Source organism: Sphingomonas sp. TDK1, from assembly GCF_001650735.1.
In the GTDB taxonomy this organism is placed as follows: Bacteria; Pseudomonadota; Alphaproteobacteria; order Sphingomonadales; family Sphingomonadaceae; genus Sphingomonas.
In genome coordinates, this window is the sequence record NZ_LXVY01000001.1 from 252,480 (window position 1) to 276,771 (window position 24,292).

Annotated in this window: 24 protein-coding genes; 11 read left to right on the forward strand and 13 right to left on the reverse strand. The window is 64.4% G+C overall.

All coding sequences use genetic code 11. The features are described from left to right. Positions 1-54: 54 nt before the first annotated feature. Positions 55-852: a Crp/Fnr family transcriptional regulator gene (locus tag A7X12_RS01085; RefSeq protein ID WP_064309774.1), complete on the reverse strand. Its 798-nt coding sequence runs from the start codon at positions 850-852 to the stop codon at positions 55-57. A 180-nt stretch (positions 853-1,032) separates the two neighbouring features. Here A7X12_RS01085 and A7X12_RS01090 point away from each other — a divergent pair, with 180 nt between their 5' ends. Genes A7X12_RS01090 through A7X12_RS01100 form a run of 3 tightly spaced genes read left to right on the forward strand, consistent with a single transcriptional unit; the run spans position 1,033 to position 4,346 of the window. Beyond that, the gene (locus tag A7X12_RS01090) at positions 1,033-1,983 is read left to right on the forward strand and encodes a ferritin-like domain-containing protein (RefSeq protein ID WP_064309775.1); all 951 of its coding nucleotides are present in this window, start codon (positions 1,033-1,035) and stop codon (positions 1,981-1,983) included. 27 nt (positions 1,984-2,010) lie between these two features. Next, positions 2,011-3,003: a ferritin-like domain-containing protein gene (locus A7X12_RS01095; RefSeq protein ID WP_064309776.1), complete on the forward strand. Its 993-nt coding sequence runs from the start codon at positions 2,011-2,013 to the stop codon at positions 3,001-3,003. A 20-nt stretch (positions 3,004-3,023) separates the two neighbouring features. Next, positions 3,024-4,346, forward strand: coding sequence for an Nramp family divalent metal transporter (locus A7X12_RS01100; RefSeq protein ID WP_064309826.1), 1,323 nt, complete (start codon positions 3,024-3,026; stop codon positions 4,344-4,346). A 188-nt stretch (positions 4,347-4,534) separates the two neighbouring features. Here A7X12_RS01100 and A7X12_RS01105 read toward each other — a convergent pair whose 3' ends face one another. After that, positions 4,535-5,371, reverse strand: coding sequence for a helix-turn-helix transcriptional regulator (locus A7X12_RS01105; RefSeq protein WP_064309777.1), 837 nt, complete (start codon positions 5,369-5,371; stop codon positions 4,535-4,537). Between the two features lie 97 nt (positions 5,372-5,468). Here A7X12_RS01105 and A7X12_RS01110 point away from each other — a divergent pair, with 97 nt between their 5' ends. From A7X12_RS01110 to A7X12_RS01120, 3 genes are all read left to right on the forward strand, one after another. Further along, on the forward strand, positions 5,469-6,371 hold the full coding sequence (locus tag A7X12_RS01110; protein ID WP_064309778.1) for an SDR family oxidoreductase: 903 nt from the start codon (positions 5,469-5,471) through the stop codon (positions 6,369-6,371). Positions 6,372-7,453: 1,082 nt separating this feature from the next. Next, positions 7,454-7,840 carry a MarR family winged helix-turn-helix transcriptional regulator gene (locus A7X12_RS01115; protein WP_232318218.1) on the forward strand — a complete coding sequence of 129 codons (387 nt, stop codon included), beginning with the start codon at positions 7,454-7,456 and terminating at the stop codon, positions 7,838-7,840. Positions 7,841-7,880: 40 nt separating this feature from the next. Next, positions 7,881-9,083: an FAD-dependent monooxygenase gene (locus A7X12_RS01120; protein ID WP_064309779.1), complete on the forward strand. Its 1,203-nt coding sequence runs from the start codon at positions 7,881-7,883 to the stop codon at positions 9,081-9,083. 147 nt (positions 9,084-9,230) lie between these two features. Here the strand turns inward: A7X12_RS01120 and A7X12_RS01125 are convergent, their stop codons facing one another. The 3 genes from A7X12_RS01125 to A7X12_RS01135 all read right to left on the reverse strand — a co-directional run bounded on the left by A7X12_RS01125 (position 9,231) and on the right by A7X12_RS01135 (position 11,726). Beyond that, positions 9,231-9,815, reverse strand: coding sequence for a class I SAM-dependent methyltransferase (locus A7X12_RS01125; RefSeq protein WP_232318220.1), 585 nt, complete (start codon positions 9,813-9,815; stop codon positions 9,231-9,233). A gap of 291 nt (positions 9,816-10,106) precedes the next feature. Continuing rightward, on the reverse strand, positions 10,107-10,829 hold the full coding sequence (locus A7X12_RS01130; RefSeq protein WP_064309780.1) for an ABC transporter permease: 723 nt from the start codon (positions 10,827-10,829) through the stop codon (positions 10,107-10,109). 12 nt (positions 10,830-10,841) lie between these two features. Next, positions 10,842-11,726, reverse strand: coding sequence for an ATP-binding cassette domain-containing protein (locus A7X12_RS01135; protein WP_064309781.1), 885 nt, complete (start codon positions 11,724-11,726; stop codon positions 10,842-10,844). 91 nt (positions 11,727-11,817) lie between these two features. On the opposite strand from A7X12_RS01135, the gene A7X12_RS01140 reads away from it, so the two are divergent. From A7X12_RS01140 to A7X12_RS01160, 5 genes are all read left to right on the forward strand, one after another. Beyond that, on the forward strand, positions 11,818-12,276 hold the full coding sequence (locus A7X12_RS01140; protein WP_010546115.1) for a DUF2975 domain-containing protein: 459 nt from the start codon (positions 11,818-11,820) through the stop codon (positions 12,274-12,276). Then, positions 12,276-12,506: a helix-turn-helix domain-containing protein gene (locus tag A7X12_RS01145; protein WP_064309782.1), complete on the forward strand. Its 231-nt coding sequence runs from the start codon at positions 12,276-12,278 to the stop codon at positions 12,504-12,506. The genes A7X12_RS01140 and A7X12_RS01145 overlap by 1 nt, the downstream gene beginning before the upstream one ends. Positions 12,507-12,957: 451 nt before the next feature. Continuing rightward, positions 12,958-13,230 (forward strand): PadR family transcriptional regulator, encoded by a 273-nt coding sequence (locus A7X12_RS01150; protein WP_064309783.1) that lies wholly within the window; start codon positions 12,958-12,960, stop codon positions 13,228-13,230. A gap of 17 nt (positions 13,231-13,247) precedes the next feature. Next, complete coding sequence (locus tag A7X12_RS01155) at positions 13,248-13,865, forward strand: hypothetical protein (RefSeq protein WP_232318221.1); 618 nt, start codon at positions 13,248-13,250, stop codon at positions 13,863-13,865. A 24-nt stretch (positions 13,866-13,889) separates the two neighbouring features. Continuing rightward, entirely contained in the window at positions 13,890-15,437 is a 1,548-nt protein-coding gene (locus A7X12_RS01160; RefSeq protein WP_064309785.1) for an alpha/beta hydrolase family protein, read from the forward strand. Between the two features lie 532 nt (positions 15,438-15,969). Here the strand turns inward: A7X12_RS01160 and A7X12_RS01165 are convergent. The 8 genes from A7X12_RS01165 to rlxS form a co-directional block, all read right to left on the reverse strand. Continuing rightward, the gene (locus A7X12_RS01165) at positions 15,970-16,548 is read right to left on the reverse strand and encodes an NAD(P)H-dependent oxidoreductase (protein ID WP_064309786.1); all 579 of its coding nucleotides are present in this window, start codon (positions 16,546-16,548) and stop codon (positions 15,970-15,972) included. A 72-nt stretch (positions 16,549-16,620) separates the two neighbouring features. After that, positions 16,621-18,432, reverse strand: a complete 1,812-nt coding sequence (locus A7X12_RS01170) for a glycoside hydrolase family 15 protein (protein WP_064309787.1) — start codon at positions 18,430-18,432, stop codon at positions 16,621-16,623. Continuing rightward, positions 18,425-19,237, reverse strand: coding sequence for a glucose 1-dehydrogenase (locus A7X12_RS01175; RefSeq protein WP_064309788.1), 813 nt, complete (start codon positions 19,235-19,237; stop codon positions 18,425-18,427). Before A7X12_RS01175 ends, A7X12_RS01170 begins: the two co-directional genes overlap by 8 nt. Before the next feature lie 65 nt (positions 19,238-19,302). Further along, entirely contained in the window at positions 19,303-20,160 is an 858-nt protein-coding gene (locus A7X12_RS01180) for an SDR family oxidoreductase (RefSeq protein WP_064309789.1), read from the reverse strand. A 14-nt stretch (positions 20,161-20,174) separates the two neighbouring features. After that, positions 20,175-20,657 carry a MarR family winged helix-turn-helix transcriptional regulator gene (locus A7X12_RS01185; RefSeq protein WP_064309790.1) on the reverse strand — a complete coding sequence of 161 codons (483 nt, stop codon included), beginning with the start codon at positions 20,655-20,657 and terminating at the stop codon, positions 20,175-20,177. A gap of 419 nt (positions 20,658-21,076) precedes the next feature. Continuing rightward, positions 21,077-21,511, reverse strand: a complete 435-nt coding sequence (locus A7X12_RS26675; RefSeq protein ID WP_064309791.1) for a helix-turn-helix domain-containing protein — start codon at positions 21,509-21,511, stop codon at positions 21,077-21,079. Next, entirely contained in the window at positions 21,508-21,933 is a 426-nt protein-coding gene (locus A7X12_RS01195; RefSeq protein WP_064309792.1) for a hypothetical protein, read from the reverse strand. The genes A7X12_RS26675 and A7X12_RS01195 overlap by 4 nt, the downstream gene beginning before the upstream one ends. Before the next feature lie 75 nt (positions 21,934-22,008). After that, positions 22,009-23,970: a relaxase/mobilization nuclease RlxS gene (gene rlxS / locus A7X12_RS01200; RefSeq protein ID WP_064309793.1), complete on the reverse strand. Its 1,962-nt coding sequence runs from the start codon at positions 23,968-23,970 to the stop codon at positions 22,009-22,011. Positions 23,971-24,292 lie beyond the last annotated feature (322 nt).

Below are 24,292 nucleotides of genomic sequence, written 5' to 3' on the forward strand. Positions count from 1 at the left end.
GCCAACGTCTTCGCGCTGAGGAAGTTTAGAACGGAATCCGACGCATCGGTACAATCAAGGCAGCCAGGCGGGCGGCGAGAAGCGGACTTGACCCTGCGAGAGAGGAGGAGGCTGCAGTTCCCGCGGCCAAGGCGCAATTTCCGCAGCATACCGCGCCTCGGCAGCGCCATAGGAAAATCCTGCCAGCACCATTAGGCGCTCGCGATCACAAATGGTGACGCGCGCTCGCTCGCAGCGGAGTATCTTCTCGCCCTCAAGCACATGGAAGCATTCGGTCACGCTCGCCCGCCGTGTGTGAAGCGCGCGTGCGACGTCGTCATGCGTCAACAACAGCGTGTCGCCTTGACTGCGGTCGTGGAGCATCAATATCCATCGGGCAACGCGGCGTTCCAAGGGATCGATCGTGTTCGAACCGAGCATCGAGGCCATCTGCTCGAGAAAATTGTCGGCGTACCGCAGCAGATTGGCGCGTAGCGTCACACTCTTTGCGCAAGCCTCCAGCAGGGGCCCAGCCGCAATGGATAAAGCCGTACCGCCCTGCATCTCCACGGTTGCGAGCGTGAAGCTTTCTTCCACCCCCATCAGCAGCGACCAACCCAACACGCCCTCATGGCCGACCAAGCCCAGGGCTGGCTGGCGATCGCCGAGAAGCGTCTGACGAACACAGAAGACCGCGGTCTCGGGGAAGATCATCTGCACCGACCCGCAGGACGTGCGGCCCACGCTTTCCCGTGGGCCGAAGGGAAGGCGGGAGAGGTGCGGGATCAGCAACCACGCGTCGCTTTGCGCGAGCGATCGCAGCAGCAGATTGCCGCGGATGTCTGGCGCATAGTGGGCGTTCGGTTTCGACATCGGCGCGACCCGCTCCCTCTCCTCGTTGCGTGTAAGCTTCGGAACGTGCGGCGCCACGGATGCATGAAAACGCGTGGCAGGGGACATTTTGTACGACACCGTACCCAGCCCGTGCCGAACCGGAACTGCTTGAAAACGCCCCGGGTTCGAACCCTCGCTACCATCAGGGAGGCATGCGCCGTGAACCAGGAAGTCGAGCTTATCGAAGCTTTCCAGCAACAAGCCCAACGCCGAAAAGATCGCCGCGAATTCTTCAAGGCGTTCGCGCTAACCGCAGTGGCCGGTGGCGGGCTGGCCATGGCAACAAGCGTCCAGCGGGCTGCCGCTCAGGCAACGCTCACGGATGGCGACGTCCTCAATTTCGCACTGAACCTCGAATATCTCGAGGCGCAATTCTATGCCTATGCGGCGAACGGCGTTGGCCTTTCCGCCGACCTGTTGACCGGGTCCGGCAAGATCGGTGCCGCCGTGGGCGCACGCCAGGCGACTTTCAAGGATCCGGCGGTCGCCGCCTATGCTCAGGAAATCGCCGCGGACGAACGCGCCCATGTCGCGTTTCTGCGCAGTGCCATCGGCGCTACCGCCGTGGGGCAACCCCAAATCGACATCGGGGTTTCACCCACCAGCGCCTTTTCCAACGCGGCCCGTGCCGCGGGACTGATCGGCGCGGGTGACTCTTTCGATCCCTATGCAAGCGACGAGAACTTCCTCCTCGGCGCGTTCATCTTCGAGGATGTCGGGGTCACTGCCTATAAGGGCGCTTCGCCGCTCATTACCAACAAGGTGTTCCTCGAGGCCGCGGCAGGCATTCTTGCCGTCGAGGCCTATCATGCCGCGCTCGTCCGCACGACGCTCGACGCCAAGGGGATCGCAACCCCCAGCCTGGTGGACGCGACCGAGGCGATCTCGAACGCGCGCGACAGTCTCGACGGGGCGAGCGACGATGATCAGGGCATCCGCGCGATCGGCACCTCGAGCAACATCGCGCCGCTCGACGCCAACGGCCTCGCCTATAGCCGCTCGACGGGCCAGGTGCTCAACATCGTCTACCTGAACAAGGCGGCCGTCACTGCCGGCGGATTTTTCCCCAACGGCGTCAACGGCACCATCGTCACCAGCGCAGCGAACTGATCGCTCGGTCCTAGGGAGGCTTCAGCCATGAACCATGATATCGTTCTCCAGGTCCTGGATGCATGCGACGCTCGCCGCGCCGAGCGCCGGGCTTTCATGAAAAATGCCGGCTTTGCGGTCGCGGGCGCTACCATGCTCGCCGCGTGCAGCAGCAATGACGATGGGCCGGGATCCATGATCACGCCTACGCCTACGCCGACCCCAACCCCCAGTCCGTCCGGCGCGCTCTCCGATCAGGACGTGCTGAACTTTGCGCTAAATCTGGAATATCTGGAAGCGCAGTTCTATTCTTTCGCCGCCAATGGCGTTTCGCTGCCGGCCAGCCTGCTGTCGGGTACAGGTCAGGCCGGCGCACCGAACGGCGCGCGGCAGGTCACCTTCAAGGACGACGCCGTGGCCCGCTATGCCCGGGAGATAGCCGGCGACGAACAGGCGCACGTCGCCTTTCTGCGCAGCGCCCTTGGTAGCGTCGCGGTCGCTCAGCCCAATCTCGATCTGTCCGCCGACGTAAACGGCGCATTTTCGACCGCGGCACGCGCCGCCGGACTGGTCGGTGCCAATCAAGCATTCGATCCCTATGCGAGCGACGAGAATTTCCTGCTCGCAGCCTTTATCTTCGAAGATGTCGGGGTCAGCGCCTACAAGGGCGCTTCGCCGCTGATCACCAACAAGACCTATCTCGAGGCAGCAGCCGGCATCCTTGCCGCAGAGGCCTATCACGCCGGGCTGATCCGCACGACGCTCTATCGCAAGGGGCTGACGACGCCCTCGCTCATCGATGCCACCGAAGCCATTTCCAACGCGCGCGACAGCCTGGACGGATCGAGCGACCTTGACCAGGGTATTCGTCCGATCGGCACTGCCACCAACATCGTGCCGACCGACTCCAACGGCGTGGCGTTCAGCCGATCCGCCGGCCAGGTGCTCAACATCGCGTATCTCAACAAGGCATCGGTCGATCGTGGCGGCTTCTTCCCCACCGGCGTCAACGGCACGATCAAGCTCAGCGCTGCCAGCTGATGCCGCCGTTCGAGGGGGACATGGGCGCGTCCGGGGGCTCGACCGCAATCCGCGCGGCGAGCCTGCCCGGCGCGTTCCGGAGCGTCGTGGTTCCCGCCGGCGCGGGGTTCTGGCGCAAGCTGGGAGCCTTTGCGGGCCCCGGCTATCTCGTCGCGGTCGGCTATATGGACCCCGGAAACTGGGCGACCGGCCTCGCCGGCGGTTCCGCATTCGGCTATTCGCTGTTGTCGGTCATCTTGCTTTCGAACCTGATGGCGATGCTGCTCCAGAGCCTTTCGGCGAAACTGGGCATCGTCACCGGCCTGGACCTCGCCCAGGCATGTCGCGCCCGCTATTCGTTGGCTCCCCGGATCGGCCTCTGGCTGCTCTGCGAACTGGCCATCATCGCCTGCGATCTGGCGGAAGTAATCGGTACGGCGGTGGCGCTCAAGCTGCTGTTCGGACTTCCGCTCGTGGGCGGGATCGTCGTCACCTCGCTCGATGTGTTTCTGATCCTCATGCTGCAGCGCCACGGCTTTCGACAGCTGGAAGCTTTCATCGTCGCGCTGCTGATCGTCATCGCCCTCTGCTTTGCCGTGGAACTCCTCTGGGCGCAGCCAAGCATCGGGGCGATCGGCGCCGGGCTGCTGCCATCGCCGCAGATCGTCACCAACCCCGCGATGCTGTACGTCGCGATCGGCATCCTCGGCGCGACGGTGATGCCGCACAATCTCTACCTCCATTCCTCGATCGTACAAACCCGCGCCTTCGACCGCAGCGACCGCGGCAAGCGCGAAGCCATTCGGCTTGCCACGATCGACAGCACGGTGGCACTCAGCCTTGCACTTTTCGTCAATGCAGCGATCCTGATCCTCGCCGCAGCCGCGTTTCACGGATCAGGCCAGACCAAGGTAGCGGAAATCAGCGACGCTTATGCCTTGCTGGCGCCGGCGCTGGGCGTAGGGTTGGCAAGTACGCTTTTTGCAGTGGCGCTGCTCGCGTCCGGTCAGAACGCCACGATTACCGGGACGCTGGCCGGGCAGATCGTGATGGAGGGCTTTCTGGACCTGCGACTGCCGCAATGGCTGCGGCGCATGATCACGCGCGGGCTCGCCATCGTGCCCGCCGCTGCGGTCGCGGGCGTGTATGGAGACAGCGGCGTGGCGAAGCTCCTTGTGCTGAGCCAAGTGGTGCTAAGCCTGCAACTTCCTTTCGCCGTCGTCCCACTGGTGCGCTTCACCGGCGACCGGGCACTAATGGGGCGCTTCGCCAATGGCCGATTGATCCGAACCGGTGCGCTTCTTGTCACGACCATCGTGATCACGTTGAACGGCGTTCTGATACGCCAGATGATGGTTGGTTGATGCCGCGCGTTCGACTGACTGAGAAAAGGCTGAGCGAGCGAAGAGGCCGGCACGCTTCCGTCCTGCCGCGTCTGATCGGGTTTGACCTGAGGCGTCTTCAGAACGGTAGATTTTGAAGTGACCAGACGATCAGATGCAATAAATCAACGACGCATTCTGGTCGATTACTGCGCTGAATGCAGGCGGCTTCAGTCCCTTCGTTGGTCCAGCAGCACGCGTAGCCGCTCCGCATCCTCCGCTGAAGCGGGATTGTAGATGATCATGCCGAGCTCTGGCCTGCCTTCAACGGCAAACGATGAGTATTCCATCGCCAGCAGACCGGCGTCGGGATGGTAGATGCGCTTTACCCCCTCACCGTGCGACACCACCTCGTTGTCCTGCCACAACGCCGCGAACTCGGGGCTGAGGCGGGACAACTCTGCGACCAGCTTCGTGACTTCGGCGCTCATGCTGGCGCCAGCGCGCGCCACATCGGCGCGGAAGGCGCCCACCACGAAACGCGCGATGCTGTCGAAATCGGCATTCCGGGCACGGATGCGATCGCTGCCGAACATCAGCCGCAGGATGTTGCGTCCCTCCCGCGGAAGCTTGGCATAGTCGGTGAGAAGTACCGCGGCCGCCCGGTTCCAGCCGACGACGTCCCACATCGCGGTCTTCACGATTGCCGGGCTCAGCGCCATTCCGTCGAGCACCCGTTGCAAGCGAGGGGTTATGCCGTCGACCGGCTGGTATCGTGCCTCGGGCGGGCGGCCGAGGCCGAGCATGTAGATGTGCTCGCGCTCAGGCTCGGTAAGCATCAGGCCCCTGGCAATGCGGTCCAGCACATCCGGTGACGGCGCGCCGCCACGGCCCTGCTCGAGCCACGTATACCATGTCGGGCTGATGTTGGCGCGGCTCGCCACCTCCTCCCGGCGAAGACCCGGCGTGCGGCGCCGCCCGACAGCCAAGCCGAATGCCGCAGGGGCGAGGCGCGTACGGCGGTCCCGCAGATAGGTACCCAGCGGATTGGGTGCATCATCGACCATGGCAGATCCTGTTGCAGCTTATACTAGGATAACGTCACTACTTTAACATGTTCCATGCGGGGCGGATACGTCGTTGAGGCTATAAGGAGATTCTCCCGTGCGCGTATTCCTGACTGGTGCAACCGGCTTCATTGGCTCTCACATCATCCCCGAACTGCTTGGCCGTGGTCACCAAGTGCTCGGCCTAACGCGCTCCGAGGCGGGGGCCCAGCGGCTGAGAGCGGCGGGTGCCGAAGTCCATCATGGGGATCTGGAACAACCAGAAACGCTCGCGAAAGGCGCGGCGGCCGCGGACGCGGTCATCCACTGCGCGTTCGACCACAATTTCGATGCGTTCGTCGAGAATACCCAAAAGGACGCGCGCAATATCGCAGCGATGGGGGAGGCGCTGGCGGGCTCCAACAAGCCGATCCTGATCACGTCGGGCGTTGGCATCGGCTCGCCGCTACACGGCGGACCGGCGACCGAGGACGTCTTCAACCCCTTCCACGCCAATCCGCGCATCGCGACGGAACTAGCCGGCGCGGCACTGATGGCGCGCCGCATCGACGTGCGGACGATCCGCCTGCCACAGGTGCACGACACCACCAGGGCTGGGCTGATTACGCCGCTGGTTGCGGAGGCACGGCGTGCCGGGGCGGTGGCGTATGTGGATGCGGGGCGCACGCGCTGGGCTGCGGCGCACGTCAGCGATGTCGCCAGGCTCTACGTGCTGGCGCTCGAAAAGGGCGAGCCGGGGGCACGGTACCACGCCGCGGTCGAGGAAGGGGTTGATGCACGCGCCATCGCGGACGCAATCGGTCAGGGCACTGGCCTGCCGGTCCGGTCGATCGCGAAGCACGACGTCGCACACTATTTCGGCTGGATGGCGCCTTTCGCTGCGCTCGACATGGTTGCATCGAGTTCTTGGACGCGGGAACGGCTGGGTTGGCAGCCGGCAGGCCCCGATCTGCTTACCGACCTCGCCGCGATGGACTATGCGGTGCCCACAGCCGCGTGATCGACAGCCGTTGCGGGCTGGCCGGCGGGTCGCCGCGCTGGCTCGTATCGGTGGCGGTGCCTCCAAGACGCATCGTTCTTTACCGCGTGCATGCGCCACCCGTTTCAGGACTGCGCCGGGTACTTCGAGTGATTGACTCTGGGCCCTGACTGCCGAGGGATACATCAGCCTTGCCAATGACCGCTTCCGGCGCAAGCGGTCGTTCGCGCTAGCAAATCGGAACGACGCATTTTGGTCGACTGCTGCCGGGCAGCTTCCCTTGAGACTGTTACCCGCCTGCGCCTTCCATGCGCGCGCTCTCACGGCGAAAACACGGGTTCGAGTCCCGTAGGGGTCACCAGCCTTTTCAAAGGCTTAGCTGCTGAACGGCTGCACGAACGTGCAATTTACTGCAAATTTACTGCAAAACCGTAGCTGGAAATCGGCGGACTTTCACGGATTGTTCTAGGGCCAGTGGCGTCTGCATCCGTAGCTGCTCGAACGCTGGCGAATGCCTGATTAGCACCCCAAACTCAATCTTCCACCTTCCTTCGGCGAACTCGCCGGCATCATCATTGGGCGCATCGTTCCCGGCAGCTGGCGACCAACTCAATCCGTCCCCATCACCCGCCGGGAACGAGTGCTCGGGCCGAAAGCGGCCACAGGCAGCTCTAATCGCTCCGTCGGCGGCAGCGCCCTGAGATCGTAGTCCCGCTCTGGCGGTTCCCGCCCAAACCCGGTCGTTCAGTCTGTACGCGCACGATCCTGGAACCCGCCTTTCGAGCCATCATCAGACTCCCAGTTTTCCATGTCCGGCAGGCAATTTCGGGGAAACGCAATTGGGAGCATATTTTGAGAAAGCGGCTCGTGCGGCGACGATGAAACCACTGCCGCGCCACGCCTTTCCCGCTGGACCTTCCAATCGGGAATGCCGTCCCTGCGTCGGCGCCTAATCGGTCGTTGGATGGATTTTCAAACAGGACGGCTCAGCCTACCGTCTCCCCGTGACAGAGGCGATCAAAAATATCATCGAACCTGATGCTGAAGCCGTCCATCCGGAGGCCGCAGTAGCTCCAGGCTACCTCGCCAACCATGCTGCGCGCGTGTTCAACAGGCTGGTGGACGGCCGCCTTCGCGAGCATGGCCTTACGCTATCGCTGATCGGACCGTTGCTGCTGCTGTCGTGGAAAGGGTCGATGCTCCAGCGCGACCTCGTGCGACACTCCGCGGTAAAGCAGCCCGCGATGGTGGCGCTGCTCGATAAGCTGGAAGCGGCGGGGATGATAACACGTCTGGCGAGCGCGGCGGACAGGCGCGCCGCGACGGTCGATCTGACGGACCGCGGCCGGGACGCAGCGGCGATCGGGCGCGCCGCGCTGTTGGAGATGAACGCCAAGGCGGTGAGCGGCTTTGCACCAAAGGAAACGGCGCTGGTCGTAGACTTGCTCGCGCGCGTCATCGCCAACCTGGAAGGCCTTCACGGAACATAATATCACGCGTGATGTTCATGGCCGGGAAGGAGTTTAATCCATGTCCCGACGCATTCTCGTGACTGGCGCTAGTGTCGCCGGCTGTACCACCGCATGGTGGCTGACCCGCTTCGGCTTTGAGGTCGATGTAATCGAGAAGGCGCCTGCCTTCAGGGAAGGTGGTCAGAACGTCGACGTGCGCGGCAACGCGCGTGAGGTGCTGCGCCGCATGGGCCTTGAGAAAGCCGCGTTCGAGCGCAGCACGCCCGAACTCGGCACCGAGTGGGTTGATGAGGACAACAACACGATCGCGCGCTTCGAAGCCGGCGCCACGGGAAGCGACAACGCTCCCACGGCCGAGCTGGAGATCCGACGCGGCGATATTGCGCGGCTGATCTACGACGCCGCGCGTGAGCGCGCGTCCTTTCGGTTCGGTGACAGCGTTGCGGCCATGTCTCAGAACAACGTCGGCGCCGAGGTGATCTTCGAGAGCGGAGGGAGCTCGCGCTACGACCTGGTCCTGGTCGCCGAGGGCGTGGGATCACATACCCGCGAGCTGCTGTTCCCTGGCGAGAACCAGCCACGCTGGATGGACCTTACGATCGCGTATTTCAGCATCCCGCGGCAGCCGCACGACACCGACTATGCGCGGGTCTACAACACGGTGGGCGGGCGTGGCGCGACGCTCAAGCCGTCGCGAGACGGGCTGCTTGGGGCCTATGTCGGCATCCACAAGAAGCCCGACGGCGAGCAGGATTGGAGCCCCGCGCAGCAGCGCCAGTATATGCTCGACCAGTTCGCCGGCGATGGCTGGGAGTTTCCCCGCATCCTCGAGGTCATGAAGGGCGTCGATGACTTCTATTTCGACGTCCTAAGGCAGGTTCACATGGAGCGCTGGTCGAACAATCGTGTGGTGCTCACCGGCGATGCCGCCTGGGCTCCGACGCCGCTCTCGGGGATCGGGACGTCGCTTGCGATCGTGGGAGGTTACGTCCTCGCCGGAGAGATCGCGAGGCAGGCCGATATCGCCTCGGCCTTGGATCGCTATGAGAAGGTGATGCGCCCGTTCGTGAAGGAGGGGCAGAATATTCCTAAGATCGTGCCGCGCATGCTGTGGCCACATAACGCGCCGGAGCTGATGCTCATGCGCGGCGCGATGCGGATGGCCGGTACGCCGCTGGTGAAGAAGGTGTTCTCGAGCGCCTTTGCACGAGATTCCAACCGGATCGAGCGTCCCGATTACACAAGCCAGAGGAGCGCCTGAAGCTCATCGCAGCATTCCCATTTTCACCATCGTTTTCGGGACGGCAGCTATCGCCAACGCCCTCCCCAAAAGCGATCATGTCCGCTTCCCACCAATGCCGGCCGTTGCAGATCAGCGATTGTTTGTGGGATTTCCTATGGCGGCGGGTCAGATGGGTTTGACCGCATCGTAGTAGTTGTTGCCGCCTTCGTCGGACCGGCAGTCGTCCAGCCGCAGCCCCACGTTGTTAAGATGCGCGGCATATGCGTCTGCCCCCAGCGACATTGATGCACGGTCCGTTAGCGTATCAGTCCAACGGCAGACCTCGCGTGGGGCGCTGAACAGAAATCGTCCGCCGGGTTCCAGCACATGAGCGACACTGGTGAGAAGCCTTCGCTGGTCCTCCTCCCCAAGCAGGAAGATAAGCCCAATCGAGATTACCCCGACGAAGTTTCTGTGGAAGAAGGAGCTGTCCTGAGCCGGTTCGCAGGTGGCGGGCATGGCGGGGAGGTTTAGCCGGTATGCTGCAATGAGCGAAGGCGATGCATCGACGCCCCATACTGAGAAACCGTCGTTCACCAATGATTGAGCGATTGGCACGCCGGAGCCGCACCCGATGTCCAAGATCGCAGCCGACCGGGGCAGGCGGTCTTTGGCCCAGGATCGAACCAACGTCACGCCGATCGGTGAGCGAATGGCCATAAACTGAGCGGAGGCTGCCTCCCAGCCAGCGGAGTGGTCCGTCGTCATCATTCACCTCGCGATGATTGCTCTCATAGCGAATCAGGCTATGGCGTGCGCGATTCCCAATCCACCATCGTTTTTTGGACGGCAGCTATCGCACGCGCCTTCCCGAAAGCTGCCTGTCCGTTTCCCACCAGAATGCGATAATCGGCGCCGACGGCTCCCGACCAACATACGTCGTTCTGATGCGGCAGCGCCAATGTCTGCTTGCGTCAGAACCGCTCATTCGCTTCGATGAAGCAGACGGACACTACGCGCCCAACTTAGGCCGCCCCGCTGCTTCAGGAAGGAGAGAAGGGGTTAAGCCTCCCGCCGGCTCAAATGCGCCAGCATCGCTCCGAGTACGGCGAGCCCTCCGATCCCTCCCAACAGCAACCCCATCTGCCGGACCTCGGGCCTGGTCGCCAGCACACCCGTCGCCAGCAGCCACGGAAACCACGCCGCCTTGGCTGCGCCGATCGTGCTGATCGCCACAAACGTCCCGCCGATCCCGAACACCAAGGGCACCACAAAGCTGCGATAGGCGAGCGCCACCCAGAGCTGGAGCATCGCCACCAGTGCCGAACACACGGTCATCAACGCCAACACACGGGCAAGCCGTGCCGTATCCACCGCGCCGATCACCCCGGCCGGATGCAATGCTGTCAGTACCACCGCGCCAACCAGCATGAACGCCCACAGCAACGCCGACATCATCGCGACCAGCCCGAGCATCACGATCGCCTTGGCGAGGAACACGTTCGGCCGCGCGCGCGGCAAGGTGAGGAGATGGTTCCAGTTCCGCGAACCATGCTCCATTTGCGCCATCAGCACGCTGAGCGCCGTCACCGCCAGCGGCAGCATCACGAACGACCAGATGCCGGGGCCGCCGAGGGCAAAAGTATCGAGCTGCACCGGCGTTTTTCGGTCGAAGGCGATGACCGTTCCCAGCACGGCTACGCACGCTGGCGCGGCGACGCAAAGCATCAACGCAAGGCTGCGACGCAGCTTGAGGATTTCGGCAAACAGATAGCGGTGCAGCATGATGCGAAGCCCTCAGGCGGCCAAGGCGATGTGGCGGTGATAGATGCCCTCGAGCGAGGGACGATGGCGGGTAAGGTGTGACAATCTCTGCCCCTCGCGCATCAGCAGTGCTGCGATTTCGGCCGGGTCGGCAGCCGCGACGAGCAGCTTGTCGCTTGCCGCCGTCACCGCGAACCCGGCATCGATCAGGATCGTCGCTGCCCGCACCCGATCATCCGTATCGACCTCGACCGACGCTATCCCGCCAAGCAGCGCGTCGAGCGGCGACTCCAGCAACAGTCGCCCCCGGTGCAGCAGTCCGACATGCGTCGCCACCTGCTCGACTTCGCTGAGCAGGTGGCTCGACACGATCAGCGTCACGTCGCCGGCCTCGGGAAGCCGGCGCAGCAGCACGCGCATATCGCGTATGCCGTCGGGGTCGAGCCCGTTTGTCGGCTCGTCGAGAATCAGCAGGCGCGGATCGCCGAGCAGTGCCCGCGCAATGCCCAGCCGCTGGCGCATGCCTAGCGAATAGCTGCCGACGCGCTGGTCGGCGGCATGCGCCAGGTCGACAATCGCCAGAACCCGCCCGATCTCGCGCCTCTCCAGCCCCAACAGGATTCGGGTGATATCGAGGTTTTCCCGCCCGGTCAGATGGTCGTACGAGGAAGGGGTCTCGATCAGCGACCCAACCCGCCCGCGCTCGCGCGCGGCTTCCTGCCCGAACAGCCGAATGCTCCCTGCATCGGCGCGCAAAAGCCCGAGAACCAGCTTGAGCGTCGTTGTCTTGCCAGCGCCATTGGCCCCGAGAAAGCCATAGATCGCGCGCCGCGGCACGTTCAGCGACACTCCATTCACCGCCGGTGCGGCCTTGCCAAAGGCCTTGGTCAGGCCATGGGTTTCGAGGGCAGCGATCATTTCCGAAGCGCTCCGATTTAACTCAGGATTAAATTTGTATAGTGCTGGAATTTAAGTCAAGGTTAAATTATCGAACTGCCATGGAGCCGCTATGCCGATCGAAACTCTCCGCCGCCGCGCCCGCCTGCTGATGTGGCTGGTGACGGTCCCCTTCGTGCTGCTCTTTGCCGCCGTCGCGATACTTATCCTCGCGCCGATATGGACGGGGCGCCTCTCGGGGCCGATGCTGATCTTCCATCTGCCGATGTGCATTTACGTGTGCGCGATCTGGATGGTGCGTCAGGCGCTAAAGTCGATCGCATCGGGCGCTGCATTCGGCCAGGTGCTGCCGCGGCTGTTGTTGCGGATTGGCGCGGCTTTGTTTGCAGGGGGGCTTGCTAGCGTGTTCGGCGTAACCTTGCTGACCAGATTGCTCTACGGTCGCGGCGCCTTTGCAAATTTCGACGGCGCGGCGATCACCCTCGGCGTGGTCGGTGCCACCCTCGTCTTGCTCTCGCATCTCCTCGCCCAAGCCTCCGAGATGCGCGAAGAGCTGGACGCGTTCTTCTGATGCCGGTCAAGGTCACGTTGGACGCCGCACTCGCCAGGCGCGGCATGACGGGCAAGCAGCTCGCCGAAAAAATGGGGCTCAGCGAAACCCAGTTATCACTGTTCCGCTCGGGCAAGGTCCGAGGTATTCGCTTCGCCACTTTGGCGAAGATGTGCGCGGTGCTGGAATGTAAGCCGGGTGAATTGCTCGATTACGACGCCGACGCCTCGGACCTCGCTCTGAAGGATTGAGGTACGCGTGGAGCCACTCGACAACGAATGCCTCCAGTTGCTGGCGGCAGGGTATGGACTTTTCTCCAGAAGTTACTGGTATGCAATCGGCCCGAAGTTCGTCAATCAACGATGGCATTCCTTCAGGGCTGGAGCGTCTGTTATCGCAGAAGGCCGCTATTCAATTGGCGATTTGAACCGCGCCGGGCCTGCCGGACAAAGCCTCTTATGGTCGCTGGCGAAGGGGGCGGCCGGTTCGAGCAGCGGTGGCGCTATCCGGACGAAGATGGAGCCTATGAGGCGCCGAAGCTGGACGCTGCAGGGTTGTAGCGCACGTCCTATCCTCCGCCATTTGCGCTATCGGACGGCTGCAATTCGCCATGCGCTTCTACCGAACCAAAAGACGCTTGATCAATAACTCTACATATGTTGTTATATGGTAATGCGTCGCCTTCGCCGTCCCTCTTCGCAAATGCGCCTGCTGCTGAAAGCACTCGTGACGCGAGCCCCTGCGTGGTGCCATGGCTACGAATTGATGAAGGAAACCGGCCTGTTGTCCGGCACGCTCTATCCGCTGCTGATGCGCATGACGGATCAGGGGCTCGTCGAGGCGGTGTGGCAAGCGCCCGAACAACCCGGACGGCCGCCTAGGCATGCATATCGCCTCACCGCAGAAGGCGTGCGGCTGGCACAAGCGCAGGTCGAAACATCCGAAGCGGTCGACGGGGGTCTGGCCTCCGCATGAGACAGGCGCTGCCCCGATTGCTGCTGGCCCTGGCGATGCAACTGCTGGGATCCCACCGCCGCAACTGGGCGCTGGCGATGGCGTCCGAGTTCGAGATCGCAGCCCGCGACGGGCAGGCATTCCGCTTTGCGTTCGGCTGCCTGCTGGGTGCGTGCCGCTCCTTGCCGGACCATGCCGAGGGCCGCTTCACGCTGGCGAGCTACGCCCTGGTCTTCGGGCTGTTCCTGCCGATGGCAACGGCGCTGTCGATGGCGGCGGCGTCCGGCTTTCCCTTCGTCGAAGCGCGCGACGGCATCCATGGTTTGGTTTTGGGAAGCGGATCCCATCGCGTGCTGCTGGATGCAGGCTCCCTGGCGTTGGGGCCCGCGCTGACGCTGGTGATGCTGCTGCTCGCCACCTGCCACCTGCCGGCGGCGTGGTGGGTGCTGGAGCGCGACTGGCACCGCGTCGCAACGGCCCTGCGCCTCGCCGCAGCGATCATGGCGACGCTCGCGATCGTCACCGCCTGCGCGGCGCTGGACGCCGCGGTGTTGCTGGTGCCGTTCCTGGCGCTGGTCGCCGAGGCCGTCACCATCGCCGGCCTGGCGCGCTTCGAGGACGCGGCTCCCGCCGAGGAGACGACCGCGATTTTCTGACTGTACGGGACAAGGAGGGGACGGATGCAGCGCATGGTCGCAATTGCCGGGAGCTGGTTCTTGGAGGTCGTCCGGCCGATCGCGCGTGCCGTGCCCCTCGGCATCGCGTTGCTGGCGACAAGCCCGGCAGCGGCGCAGACGAGCGCGGCCCTGGGCGTGAATGAATGGGCTGTCTATGGCGCGCCCTACGGCCATGCGCGCGATTCCGCCGTGCCGGGATCCGCAATCCTCGTCGTGGCGCCGGGGACGCCGTCACCCACGCCATGGTCGCGCGGCGCCGTCGTTCCGATACCGGACGCGCTTGCCGCGGGCGAGCGGATCACCGTCGTCTTCTGGGCGCGCGCCGCGCGTCCGACGCACCTGACAATCGCAGTGCAGGGGCCTGCGCCGGACTATGCCCGCGTGACCGCCGCCGACGTCAACCTGACGACACGCTGGCAGCGCATCGTCCTTCGCGGCACTGCGCCGCATGCTCTCGCAGCGACGTCGCAGTCGCTTTCGGTGCCGTTAGGCCAGGCGGCCGCGCGGGTCGAACTGGGGCCCGTCGCCGTGCTTCGCGGTACCGCCGACGATACGGCGATCGCCCGTGCCTTTGCCAAGTTCCAGCCGTCCGAAATCACGACCGACGTCCGCATCGCCAGTGCCCCGGGTGTGACCCTGGCGGGCACGTTGCATTTCCCGACCGCGACCGCGCAGGCGCGCGTCCCCCTGGTCGTGGTGATCCAGGGCCATGGCCCGAACGGGCGGGGCGGCTTTACGGAAATCGTCAAGCGGCTGACCGCCCACGGCATTGCCGTGCTCGAATATGACAAGCGCGGCGTCGGCCAGTCCACCGGCACGTACGAGGAGGATGCCGAGAAGCTGACGGCGGATGCTGCCGCCGTTGTCGCCGCCATGCGCCGCCGCCCGGACATCGACGGCCGCCGTATCGCCCTGGTCGGCCACAGCCAGGGCGGCGTGATCGCGCCGGCGGTCGCTGCCGCCGATCCGAACGTCGCCGCGATTGTGATGCTGGCAGGATCGGTCGGGGACGGCTTGGCCTATCTTCGGCGGGCCATCTACAATCAGATGATCGTCGCGGGGCGCCCGCCCGAAAGGGCCGCGACGGCCGCCGATGCGGCGACGACGCTGCTGCAGGCACGGGTCGACGGCAAGGACGCGGAGACGATAGTGCGGCTCCGGGCGACGGTGATCGAGCGGTTCGAGGCCGCGGGCTTTCCGCGTCCCCAGGCGGAAGCTGCCCTGGCGATGATCGACACCGAGGAGGCCGGAAGGGCGAGCAAGCTGCGCTCCGCGTCGGACCTGCGATCGCTCGTCATCCCCGTCCTGGCCGTGTTCGGCTCCAAGGATCCGCTGGTCGTCGCGTCCGACGAGGCGGCCGAAGCTCGCAAGGCGCTGGCGAACAACCCACGGGGGCAGGTGGTGGTGCTGGAAGGGCTCAGCCACTGGTTCCAGGAAGGTACCGTGACGGGCGGCGAAGAGGAAGTGGCAAGGCTGGGGCCGAACGCCGGTTCCCCGCGCCTAGTGACGCTCGTCGGTGACTGGCTGCAGAACGTCCTGACGGCGAAGTGATGGTGGCAGGCTGGGAACCGGGCAGGCCGCGCAGAGCAATCATCGCACATGAGGACGAGGCTCTCTTGACGCAACGTGAAACGCCGCGATTATAGATCACGGCTGACAACTTGAACCATCGCGGCATTCTCTGAGCTAGCCGATAGGGAACATGCAAAGCTGAATGCCCGGTCATGGCAATACCTGACGTTCAACTTATAGCTAGGGAACGGCAGCAACGTCCCAATATCGGCTGGTTCAACCGCCACTCACAGCATCTGACGAACGGCAGGCTTCAGGACCGCCGCAAGAACGTTTGAATGACCGGGATCGGGCGCGCTGCTGCCTGGTGCCCCCACCCGCCGCCCCGTGGCCTCTCCCGACCAGATCATTCCGTAAAATTTTGAGGATACGATGCCCGCTTCTGCCGAGAGCTGCCATCCAAGCTCGCCCCCTCGAATCCATGCCAGCCTGCGACCAACATCTTTTTAGACTTCGCCGATGCATACATAGACGAACAGCACCGAGCCGGTGGCGAAGCTGGCCTCATCGCTTACATCAGCTTCTCGAGCAGAGCCTGAGCAGCGCGCTGCAGGAGCAACACCGGATCGGCGCCGTCCGTCGTCAGCAACTGCGACGTTGCGACCGGCGCGCCGCAAAAGTCGAAGATCCCTTCTTCGATCTGGATCCGCATCGCCTGGCGATATCCGCGTTTCGTGTAGGTTCGGTCGGCAGCGCCCGCGATCGCTACGAGATGCACCGTTAACCGGCCGAGCTTCTTGGCGATGCCTCCGCCTGCGTTCTCTTCGAAAGCCCATCCCGAGATGAAGACTCGATCGATCCACCCTTTCAATAGGGCAGGCATCGACCACCAATAGACCGGATAGACGAGGATCAGATGATCCGCGCGATCAAGCCGGCGCTGTTCCTGCAGGACGTCTGCCGGTGCCGGGGCGCCTGCCGCGAAGGCGGCATGATCGGCTGCGCCAAAGACCGGAACGAACCGCTCGGCGACGAGGTCGGCGATTTCCACGGTGTGCCCCTTGGCTTCCAGCGCGTCGCCAAGCGCGGTTGCCACCGATCGGGTCAGAGAGACGGCGGCGGGGTGGACCACGACTATCACGGCATGCATTCCGCCATTCTCCAGATATCGCCTGCGGGGGCTGCGTGGCATCGATGATGACGCGCGATCGTGAAGCCGCTTTCAAGGCTGCCAGAGCGGCCGGTGCGACGGGTCGAGCTTCCTGTCGAGGAAATGCGCGGCGCTGATGAAGGCCAGGTGCGTCAGCGCTTGCGGAAAATTGCCAAGTGCCAGGCCCTGGGGGTCGGTTTCTTCGGCAAACAGGCCCAGATCATTGCCGTAGGCGACCCCTTTCGCCAGGATCATCTGTGCCTCCTCCAGCCGTCCCGCGCGGGCGAGACACTCCGCATACCAAAAGGTGCAGGTGGTGAAGGCACCCTCCCGCCCTTCCAACCCGTCGTCGCTGCGGTAGCGATAGACCAGCCCGTCGTCGCAAAGCTGCGCGCCGATCGCATCGAGCGTCTTGAGCCACACGGGATCGGTGGAAGAGACGAAGCGCACGAGCGGCAGCATCAGCAGCGCCGCGTCAAGGGCGGTGCCCCCGCGCGCCTGCACGAAATAGCCATGCTCAGGGTGCCTGAAATTGCTCCAGACATCATCGACAATGGCGTCGCGCGCCTCCGCCCAGGCAACCAACGGCGCCGGCAGTGATCGTTTCTTCGCCAACCGGATGGCGCGGTCCAGCGCGACCCAGCACATCACGCGCGAATGGAGAAAGTGGCGCGGCTCCGAACGCATTTCCCAGATGCCAGCGTCGGGCGACTGCCAGTGTTCGATCACGTGCTCGACTAGCCCGCAGACATGCTGCCAGCCTTCGTGTGGAATGGCGGGGCCGTATTTGTTTGCCAAATAGGCACTGTCGAGAAGGTCGCCGAAGATGTCGAGTTGGGTCTGCTTGCTCGCCGCATTGCCGATTCGCACGGGACGGCTGTCCGCATAGCCTGCGAGATTCGGCAGCGCACGCTCCTCACCCGGCAGTGTTCCGTCAAGCGCATACAGGATTCGCAGCGGATTGTCGTGGTCGGACGCCATGATGCGGCGCCCCACCCACCGATAGAAATGTTCGGCCTCGTCGATGAACCCCAGCCGGAGAAAGGCATAGACGGTGAAGGATGCGTCGCGGATCCAGGTTGCGCGATAGTCCCAGTTGCGCTCGCCGCCCCTGGTCTCGGGAAGCGAGAAGGTTGCCGCAGCGGCGATCGAGCCATGCCGCGCGGAGGTCAGCAGCTTCAGCGTGAGGGCGGAGCGGAGCACCTGCTCGCGCCAACGGCCGCGATAGGTGGTCTTGCCCAGCCAGGATCGCCATTCCTGCGTGCTCGCCGCAATCTGGGCCAGCACCGCAGCGTCGTCCGGCGGCGACATGCCGTCATCGCCGAGCACGAACCAGGCGCTTTCGCCCTTGGATAGCGTGAATAGCGCGCTGGCGGATCCCTCCTGCCGATCAAGCTCCACCGAGGCGAAGAGGCAGAGCGAAAGATCCCGGCCGGAAAAGCGGACCCCGCCCTTTGTCGCGACAAGCTCGGGCACCTCGCGTGCATAGTCGAAGCGCGGCGCGCACCGCATGGTGAAGCGGACGGTCCCGCTGGTCACGGTCAAGCGGCGGATCAGGCAGCGCGCCTCGCTCCCGGCGCGGCGGCGCGCCTCGGGCTGCGGCATCACGTCGACCACTTCCGCGCTGCCGTCCGCGCCCATCCACCGCGTCAGCAGCACATTAGTATCCGGCACGTAAAGCTGAAGGTGACGCGGCTGATCGACTTCCGGCCGGATTTCGAAGGCGCCACCCTGTTCCGGGTCCAGCAGGTCTGCGAAGATCGTCGGACTGTCGAGCGAAGGCCAGCAGAGATAGTCGATCGTACCGTTCCGCGCGACCAGCGCCGCTGTCTCCAGATCGCCGATAATGCCGTGCTCGCCAATCGTCCGCAGCGGCCTAGCCATTGTCGCGGAATTCCGGGTAGAGCGACATGCCGCCGTCGACGAACAGGGTCGTTCCGGTCACATAGTCGGCTGCATCCGATGCCAGCCAGACCACCGCGCGCGCCACATCTTCGGGCTCGCCGATGCGGCCATAGGGGATGAGCCGCAACAGCTTCTCCAGGGCTTCCTGGCTGTCCCAGGCTTCCTTGTTGATCGGGGTCCGGATCGCGCCTGGCGCAACCGCATTGACGCGAATGCCCTCGGCGGCGACTTCCTGCGCCAGCGAGCGGGTCAGCATCCGCACGCCGCCCTTGGCCGAGGCATAGTTGATATGGCCGGCCCAGGGGATGATCTCGTGCACCGAGCTCATGGTGATGATCGCCCCGGCGCTGCGGGCGGGGCGATCCTGCTCGGGCTGCGCACGGAAACGCTTCACCGCCTCGCGCGCGCAGAGGAACTGTCCGGTCAGGTTGATCCCGATGACGGTATTCCAGTCCTCGAGCGACATCTCGGCGATCGCGGCGTCCTTCTGTACGCCGGAATTGGCGACGAGCAGGTCGATGCGGCCGAAGGCCGCGGCGGCTTCGTCGAACATGCGGACGACCTCCGCTTCCTCCGCCACATCGGCCTGCACGGCCAGCGCGCGTCCGCCCTTTGCCTGGATGCGGCTCACAAGAGCCTCGGCGGCTTCGGCGTGCGAATGGTAATTCACCGCGACGGCAGCACCGGCGTCGGCGATCGCCTCGGCGACCGAGAGACCGATGCCCGAGCTCGCACCGGTAACGATCGCGGCGTGACCCGCCAAAGGGGCATTGGTCGATTGCATGGGAGGTCTCCAGAACATCTCGGATCATCAAAGGCAGTCGGACAAGGCCCGGCCGGTGGAATCGGTTATCGGGAAAACTGTTTCCGATGGTCCTCGATGAAATCGGTGAAACTGTGCGGCGGCTTGCCGGTCAGCCGCTCGATCTCGAACGTGGGGTCGATGTCGTGATGCCCCGCGACCACGTCGTCGAACTGCACCACCAGCCCCCTGGCCATCCACTTCGAATTCCCCGTCAGGCGCAGGATGGCCCAGAAGATCGGCGAGGGCAGGTCGAGATAGCGGACCTTGTGTCCGATCGCCTTCGAGAGGCGGGCGGAGGCCTCCTTCATGTCCAGCGTCTCCGGCCCGGTCAGGAAATAGGTCGCGCCTTCGTGGCCGTCCTCGGTGAGCACGGTGGCGGCCACCCGGGCGACGTCGCGCGTATCGACCCAGGATACCGATCCGCTGCCCGTCACCTGCGGCAGGAAACCCCTGGCGATCGGATCCTTGAACCACAGGAAATTCTGCATGAAGGCCGTGGGCTTCAGGATCGTCCAGCCGATGCCCGCGGCGCGGAGATGGTGGTCGATCAGCGCATGCGCCTTCGCCCAGGGGACCGGCGACCGCACATTGCCGTCGGAGGCGGAGACCTTCACGATCCGGCCCACCCCGGCCGCTTTCGCCGCGTCGATCGCGGCGGTCTCCTGCGCCACCTGCTGCGGCGTGGGCGGGGTGATCAGGAACATCGTATCGATGCCCTGCATGGCGGCCGGCAGCGTTTCGGGCCGGTCGAAATCGCCGAGCACGGCGTCCATTCCCTGCTTGCGGAGGCTCGCGACCTGTTCTTCCTCTCGGCAGAGCGCGCGGAAGGGCGTCTGGTTCTCCTTGAGAAGTCGGCAGACTTCGCCCCCGATTCCGCCGGTTGCACCTGATACCAAGATCATGACAGCTGTTCCTTTCAAGCGTCGGGACTGGGGTTTGAAGGCGGGGCGGTCCGGTCGAGCCACTCGGCTAGAATCGCGCTTACCGCTTCAAGGGTGTGCACGGCGTCCTTGATCCGCGCGGAGCCGACCCGGTCGGCAATCTCGCTGTCGAGTGCCGCGACCGCCTGCTCGGCGTTGGCGACGGCAGCGGTGCCGGCGTCGGTGAGCACGATCAGCTTCGCCCGGCGGTGGTGCGGGTTGGCGCGCAATTCCACCAGGCCGCGCTCGGCGAGCAAGTCGACGATGCGCTGCACCGCCTGTCGGGTCAGGCCCATGTTGCGCGCGATCGACGCCGTGGGGAGAGGCACGGGCGAGTAGCGCAGCGCGCCGAGCACCTGCCACCAGGCGCTGGTGAGCCCTAGAGGAGCGACCAGTTCATTTCCTGTGGCGATCAACCGCCCGCTCGTTGCGAACACGGCGAGCGCGAGCGCGCGTGCATCCGTTATCTGGCCCGACATCTTGACAGCGCCTCACCTAATCGACAGCATGTTGTCAAAATGCCATCGGGCCGCGATGGTTCCTCTTCCCGCCGGAGTGCCTGCGACAGGTACCGCATTGCTAGGCCGTTGAGTAATTGGCTTACGTCAGGGAGCCGGTGTCAGCTTCATGATCGGCCCCGCGCTTCTCTTGAAGCTCGCTTCGCAGGCAGCACATTTGGCGTCGGCGAAGGAGAGAAGAGGATTTGCCGTGGATGAGGCCAGCCTGGATTTGCTCGAAGTGTTCGACGTCGGCTTCTGGCAAGACCTGCCGTTCAACACGTCACCACGGAACGGCCGAAAAGTCCCAAATTCAGACTGTCACGCAGGCCACTTTTAGCAAGGCCCCAAAAGCTCAGACCCTAGCCAAAGCTAGGACAGCAGAACAACATAAGATGGGATCAACGAACCACGTCGAGCTGGTCGTCTCGATCATAGAGGGCCGAAATCATACGCTCAACAACAAGTTCTTCAGCTTTTCCCCGCCTCCCCTCGTCCGCCGATGACAGATCGCATCGAACCGCCTCAGGGGTCGAGGCAAGACTCGCCGTCAAAATGGCATTGGCCAGAAACGGGTGCATCACCTCCGCTAAGTGTGGCCGGGCGCCGTTGCCCGCAATCGGGCGGCCACGCTGAAGCAGCGCGTTGATGCTGGTCATCGGCACGAGCGTGATTGCCCCCACCTTGATCACATCGATCTCACCAGCCTTGATCAGCTCGTAGAATTTCGACCGACCGATGCCGGTGATACGACAGGCGTCTGCAACCCGCAGCGTGATGGGCGACAGATCGGCATTTGGCCGGCTTGGCATAGGACGCATGGCGAGCTCCTTCATCTGTCCCTCCCCACTTCTGGGGATTGACGGTTGGCGATGCGGTTGTTGGTGTCCCCGCGCGCTATTGCGCGGCCGACGAGTTCGACGAAGGCGTCGTAGCGAAGCCGCCCGAGACGCTGAGTCTCGGTATCGAAGGTTGGCTGGTGCGCCGTAAGGGTGAGCTGGTGGCGGACGAAGAGCCCAAGAGCCTCGGTCAGATAGTCGAGCTTCTGCTCCATCCGGTCCGTGGCACGGTTCTGGCGGTCGAGCCGCGCACCGAAGCGCTGATCGAGTTCATGGCCGGCACGGCGATCGAACCAGGCGGTCAGGGCGTCGGTCAGAATTGCGGTCTTCGACGATCCCGGCTGCGCAGCCATCGCGTCGAGCTTCGCCGACAGTTCGTCGGGAAGATAGAATTGGTGGCGGGTCTTGCGGGTCTGCATGTTGTGCAGAATCCGCCTGTTCGCGCTTCCGTTACAGGTCCTCGCTGGTGACTCCCGGTACCTATTCGGGGCAACTCAGAACCCGCCGATCTCCGGACCCGAACGCTGGCGCCCAAATGTCCAGCTGATCGCGCCGCCACGATCGATGCCGGAAACGGTTCGACCGATCTGCTTTTCCAGCACCGGCCGCCAAGGCACCAGCGTGAATTCCCGCGATTTCTCGATCACCGCATATTTCGCGGCGCCGACCTGCACCGCCTTGCGATAGATACCCTCGATCGCGCCGCTGCGATGCTCCGCATAGCCAAGTCCCATCTCCTTCGAGATCTGATCCGCCACCTGCCGCAGTTCGCGACGGCGGAGCTCGGTCAGCAGATTGGCGCGGAAGCGGACGGTATCGCCGTCGCGCCAGGCGAGGTCCTCCTCGATCAGCCACTGGCGGCGAAGCACCAATGCCTGCCGTACCTGTGCCCCGAACCCGCCGCCCAGCACTTCCGGTTCCTTCGCGACATGCTGCTCGTCGAGCCAGGTCACGCCGTTGTGGCGGACCAGTTCCAGGACCGGGCGCTCGGCCAGCGTCTCGATCTCGACGGGCCGTGCCGCAGCCGCCCTCCGCTCGAAGACCAGCACCTTGTCGAGATGATCGGCGCCGATCTTCCAGCTGCCGTCCGGCATGCGCTCGACCTCGCCCCCTTCCCGTCGCAGCGCTTCCAGCCGCCGGACATGGGCTTCGGCGAAACGCTGGCTGGCACTGGCGTCATGGCGGAGATGCGCGTCGACGCTGTAGTTGCCGTTGTTGGCGGCAGCGACCTCGGCAACAGTTCGATCGACATCGCGGATGCCGGCGATGACCGGCGACACCCGCACAATCTCGGGGCGCTCGCTCACTTCCGAGAGCGACCGATTGCCAAGCTCGACATAGTGGCTGCGCCCGTCCGTCGCTGCCACGATCAGGTAGTGGCGGTCACGATGCTCGTCCGCCAGTCCCGTCGCCACAACACGGCCGATCAGCGGCTTGCCCTCGGCTGGGTCGTAGATCGCATAGTCCTGCGGATGCACTTCGGGCGCACGCGCCCTTAACTGCGCGTGCATGGTCGCGATGATGTCGCCGCGGCGGCCCATCGCACGCAGCGTCGGTTCCAGATCGTCGGCGAGCCGGTAGCGACCTTTGCCTTCGTCGCTCGCCAGTCCCATGCGCACCAGCGTGCCGAGGCGCGCGGCGCGCAGCCCCTGCTCAACGCTATCGCCATGCCAGGAGGGCACCAGCCCGTCGGCCTCGCGCGCGGCGAGCAGGCGGCGATCAATGCTGGTGAACCGCTCCCGGCCGACCTCGCGCTGACGCCCCTCGAAAATCTCGCGGTCAGTGCGCGGTCCCAGATCAAGATTGACCAGCTCCGCTGCCCGCGCGGCGAGCCCTTGGCTGATATATTCGCGGGCGATGATCAGATCCTGGCCGCGATCGTCGATTCCACGCACCAGCACATGGGAATGCGGATGACCGGTGTTGAAATGGTCGACGGCCACCCAGTCGAGCTTCGTGCCGAGGTCGTGTTCAACCTGCGCCATCCAGCGCCGCACCAGCGGCTTCAGATCTTCGTACTGCGTGCCGTCTTCGGGCGCGACGATGAAGCGAAACTGGTGCCGGTCGCCGGTACTGCGTTTGAGGAATGCTTTGCCGTCGGCGACATCGTGATCAGCAGCATAGAGCGTGCCGCGCTCCCCCTCTCGCGTGGTGCCGTCGCGTTGCAGATACCGAAGGTGTGCGACAGAGCCCTTTGTCCCCTTCCCTGCCAGCTTCACGAAGCGCGCCTTCACGACGACGCGGCGCGCGCGAATTCCAGCGAAGCGATCGGATGCCCCGAGCACCCGGCCGACGCCCGAACCGCGCCCGATCCTGCTGCCGTCGAAATGCCGGGCGCGCGCGGCCGAAAACCGCGCTGCGCCGCCAGCGAGATTGGTCGCCTTGCGAAGCTGGTGCGCGAACGAGCGATCCGTGCCGACCCGCCCCAACCATAGCTCGAATGGATCCTCGGCCATGACGCTATCCCATGCTGGAAAGCGCCAGATGAGGGTGTGCCAGCGCCGCCCATCAAGGGCCTCCATTCGGCGGAGCCGGAAAGCCGCAGAAATGCCGGCATTCCGGCGATCGCGCCTTCCCGATGGAGGCACGGCTATGGCCATGCCTCCATCAAAAACGACGTGCAGACGCCACTTCCGGGGCCGCTTGGAGGCACCGCTTTTATCTTGCCATCCCTTCTATCCCCCCGGTAACCGTCCGGTGTTCGCACGTTGTTCTCCTGAGCAAAGGTATCCCATGTGAGCTGCTTTCCAACCGGGGAGCGGATCGATGCCACGGACG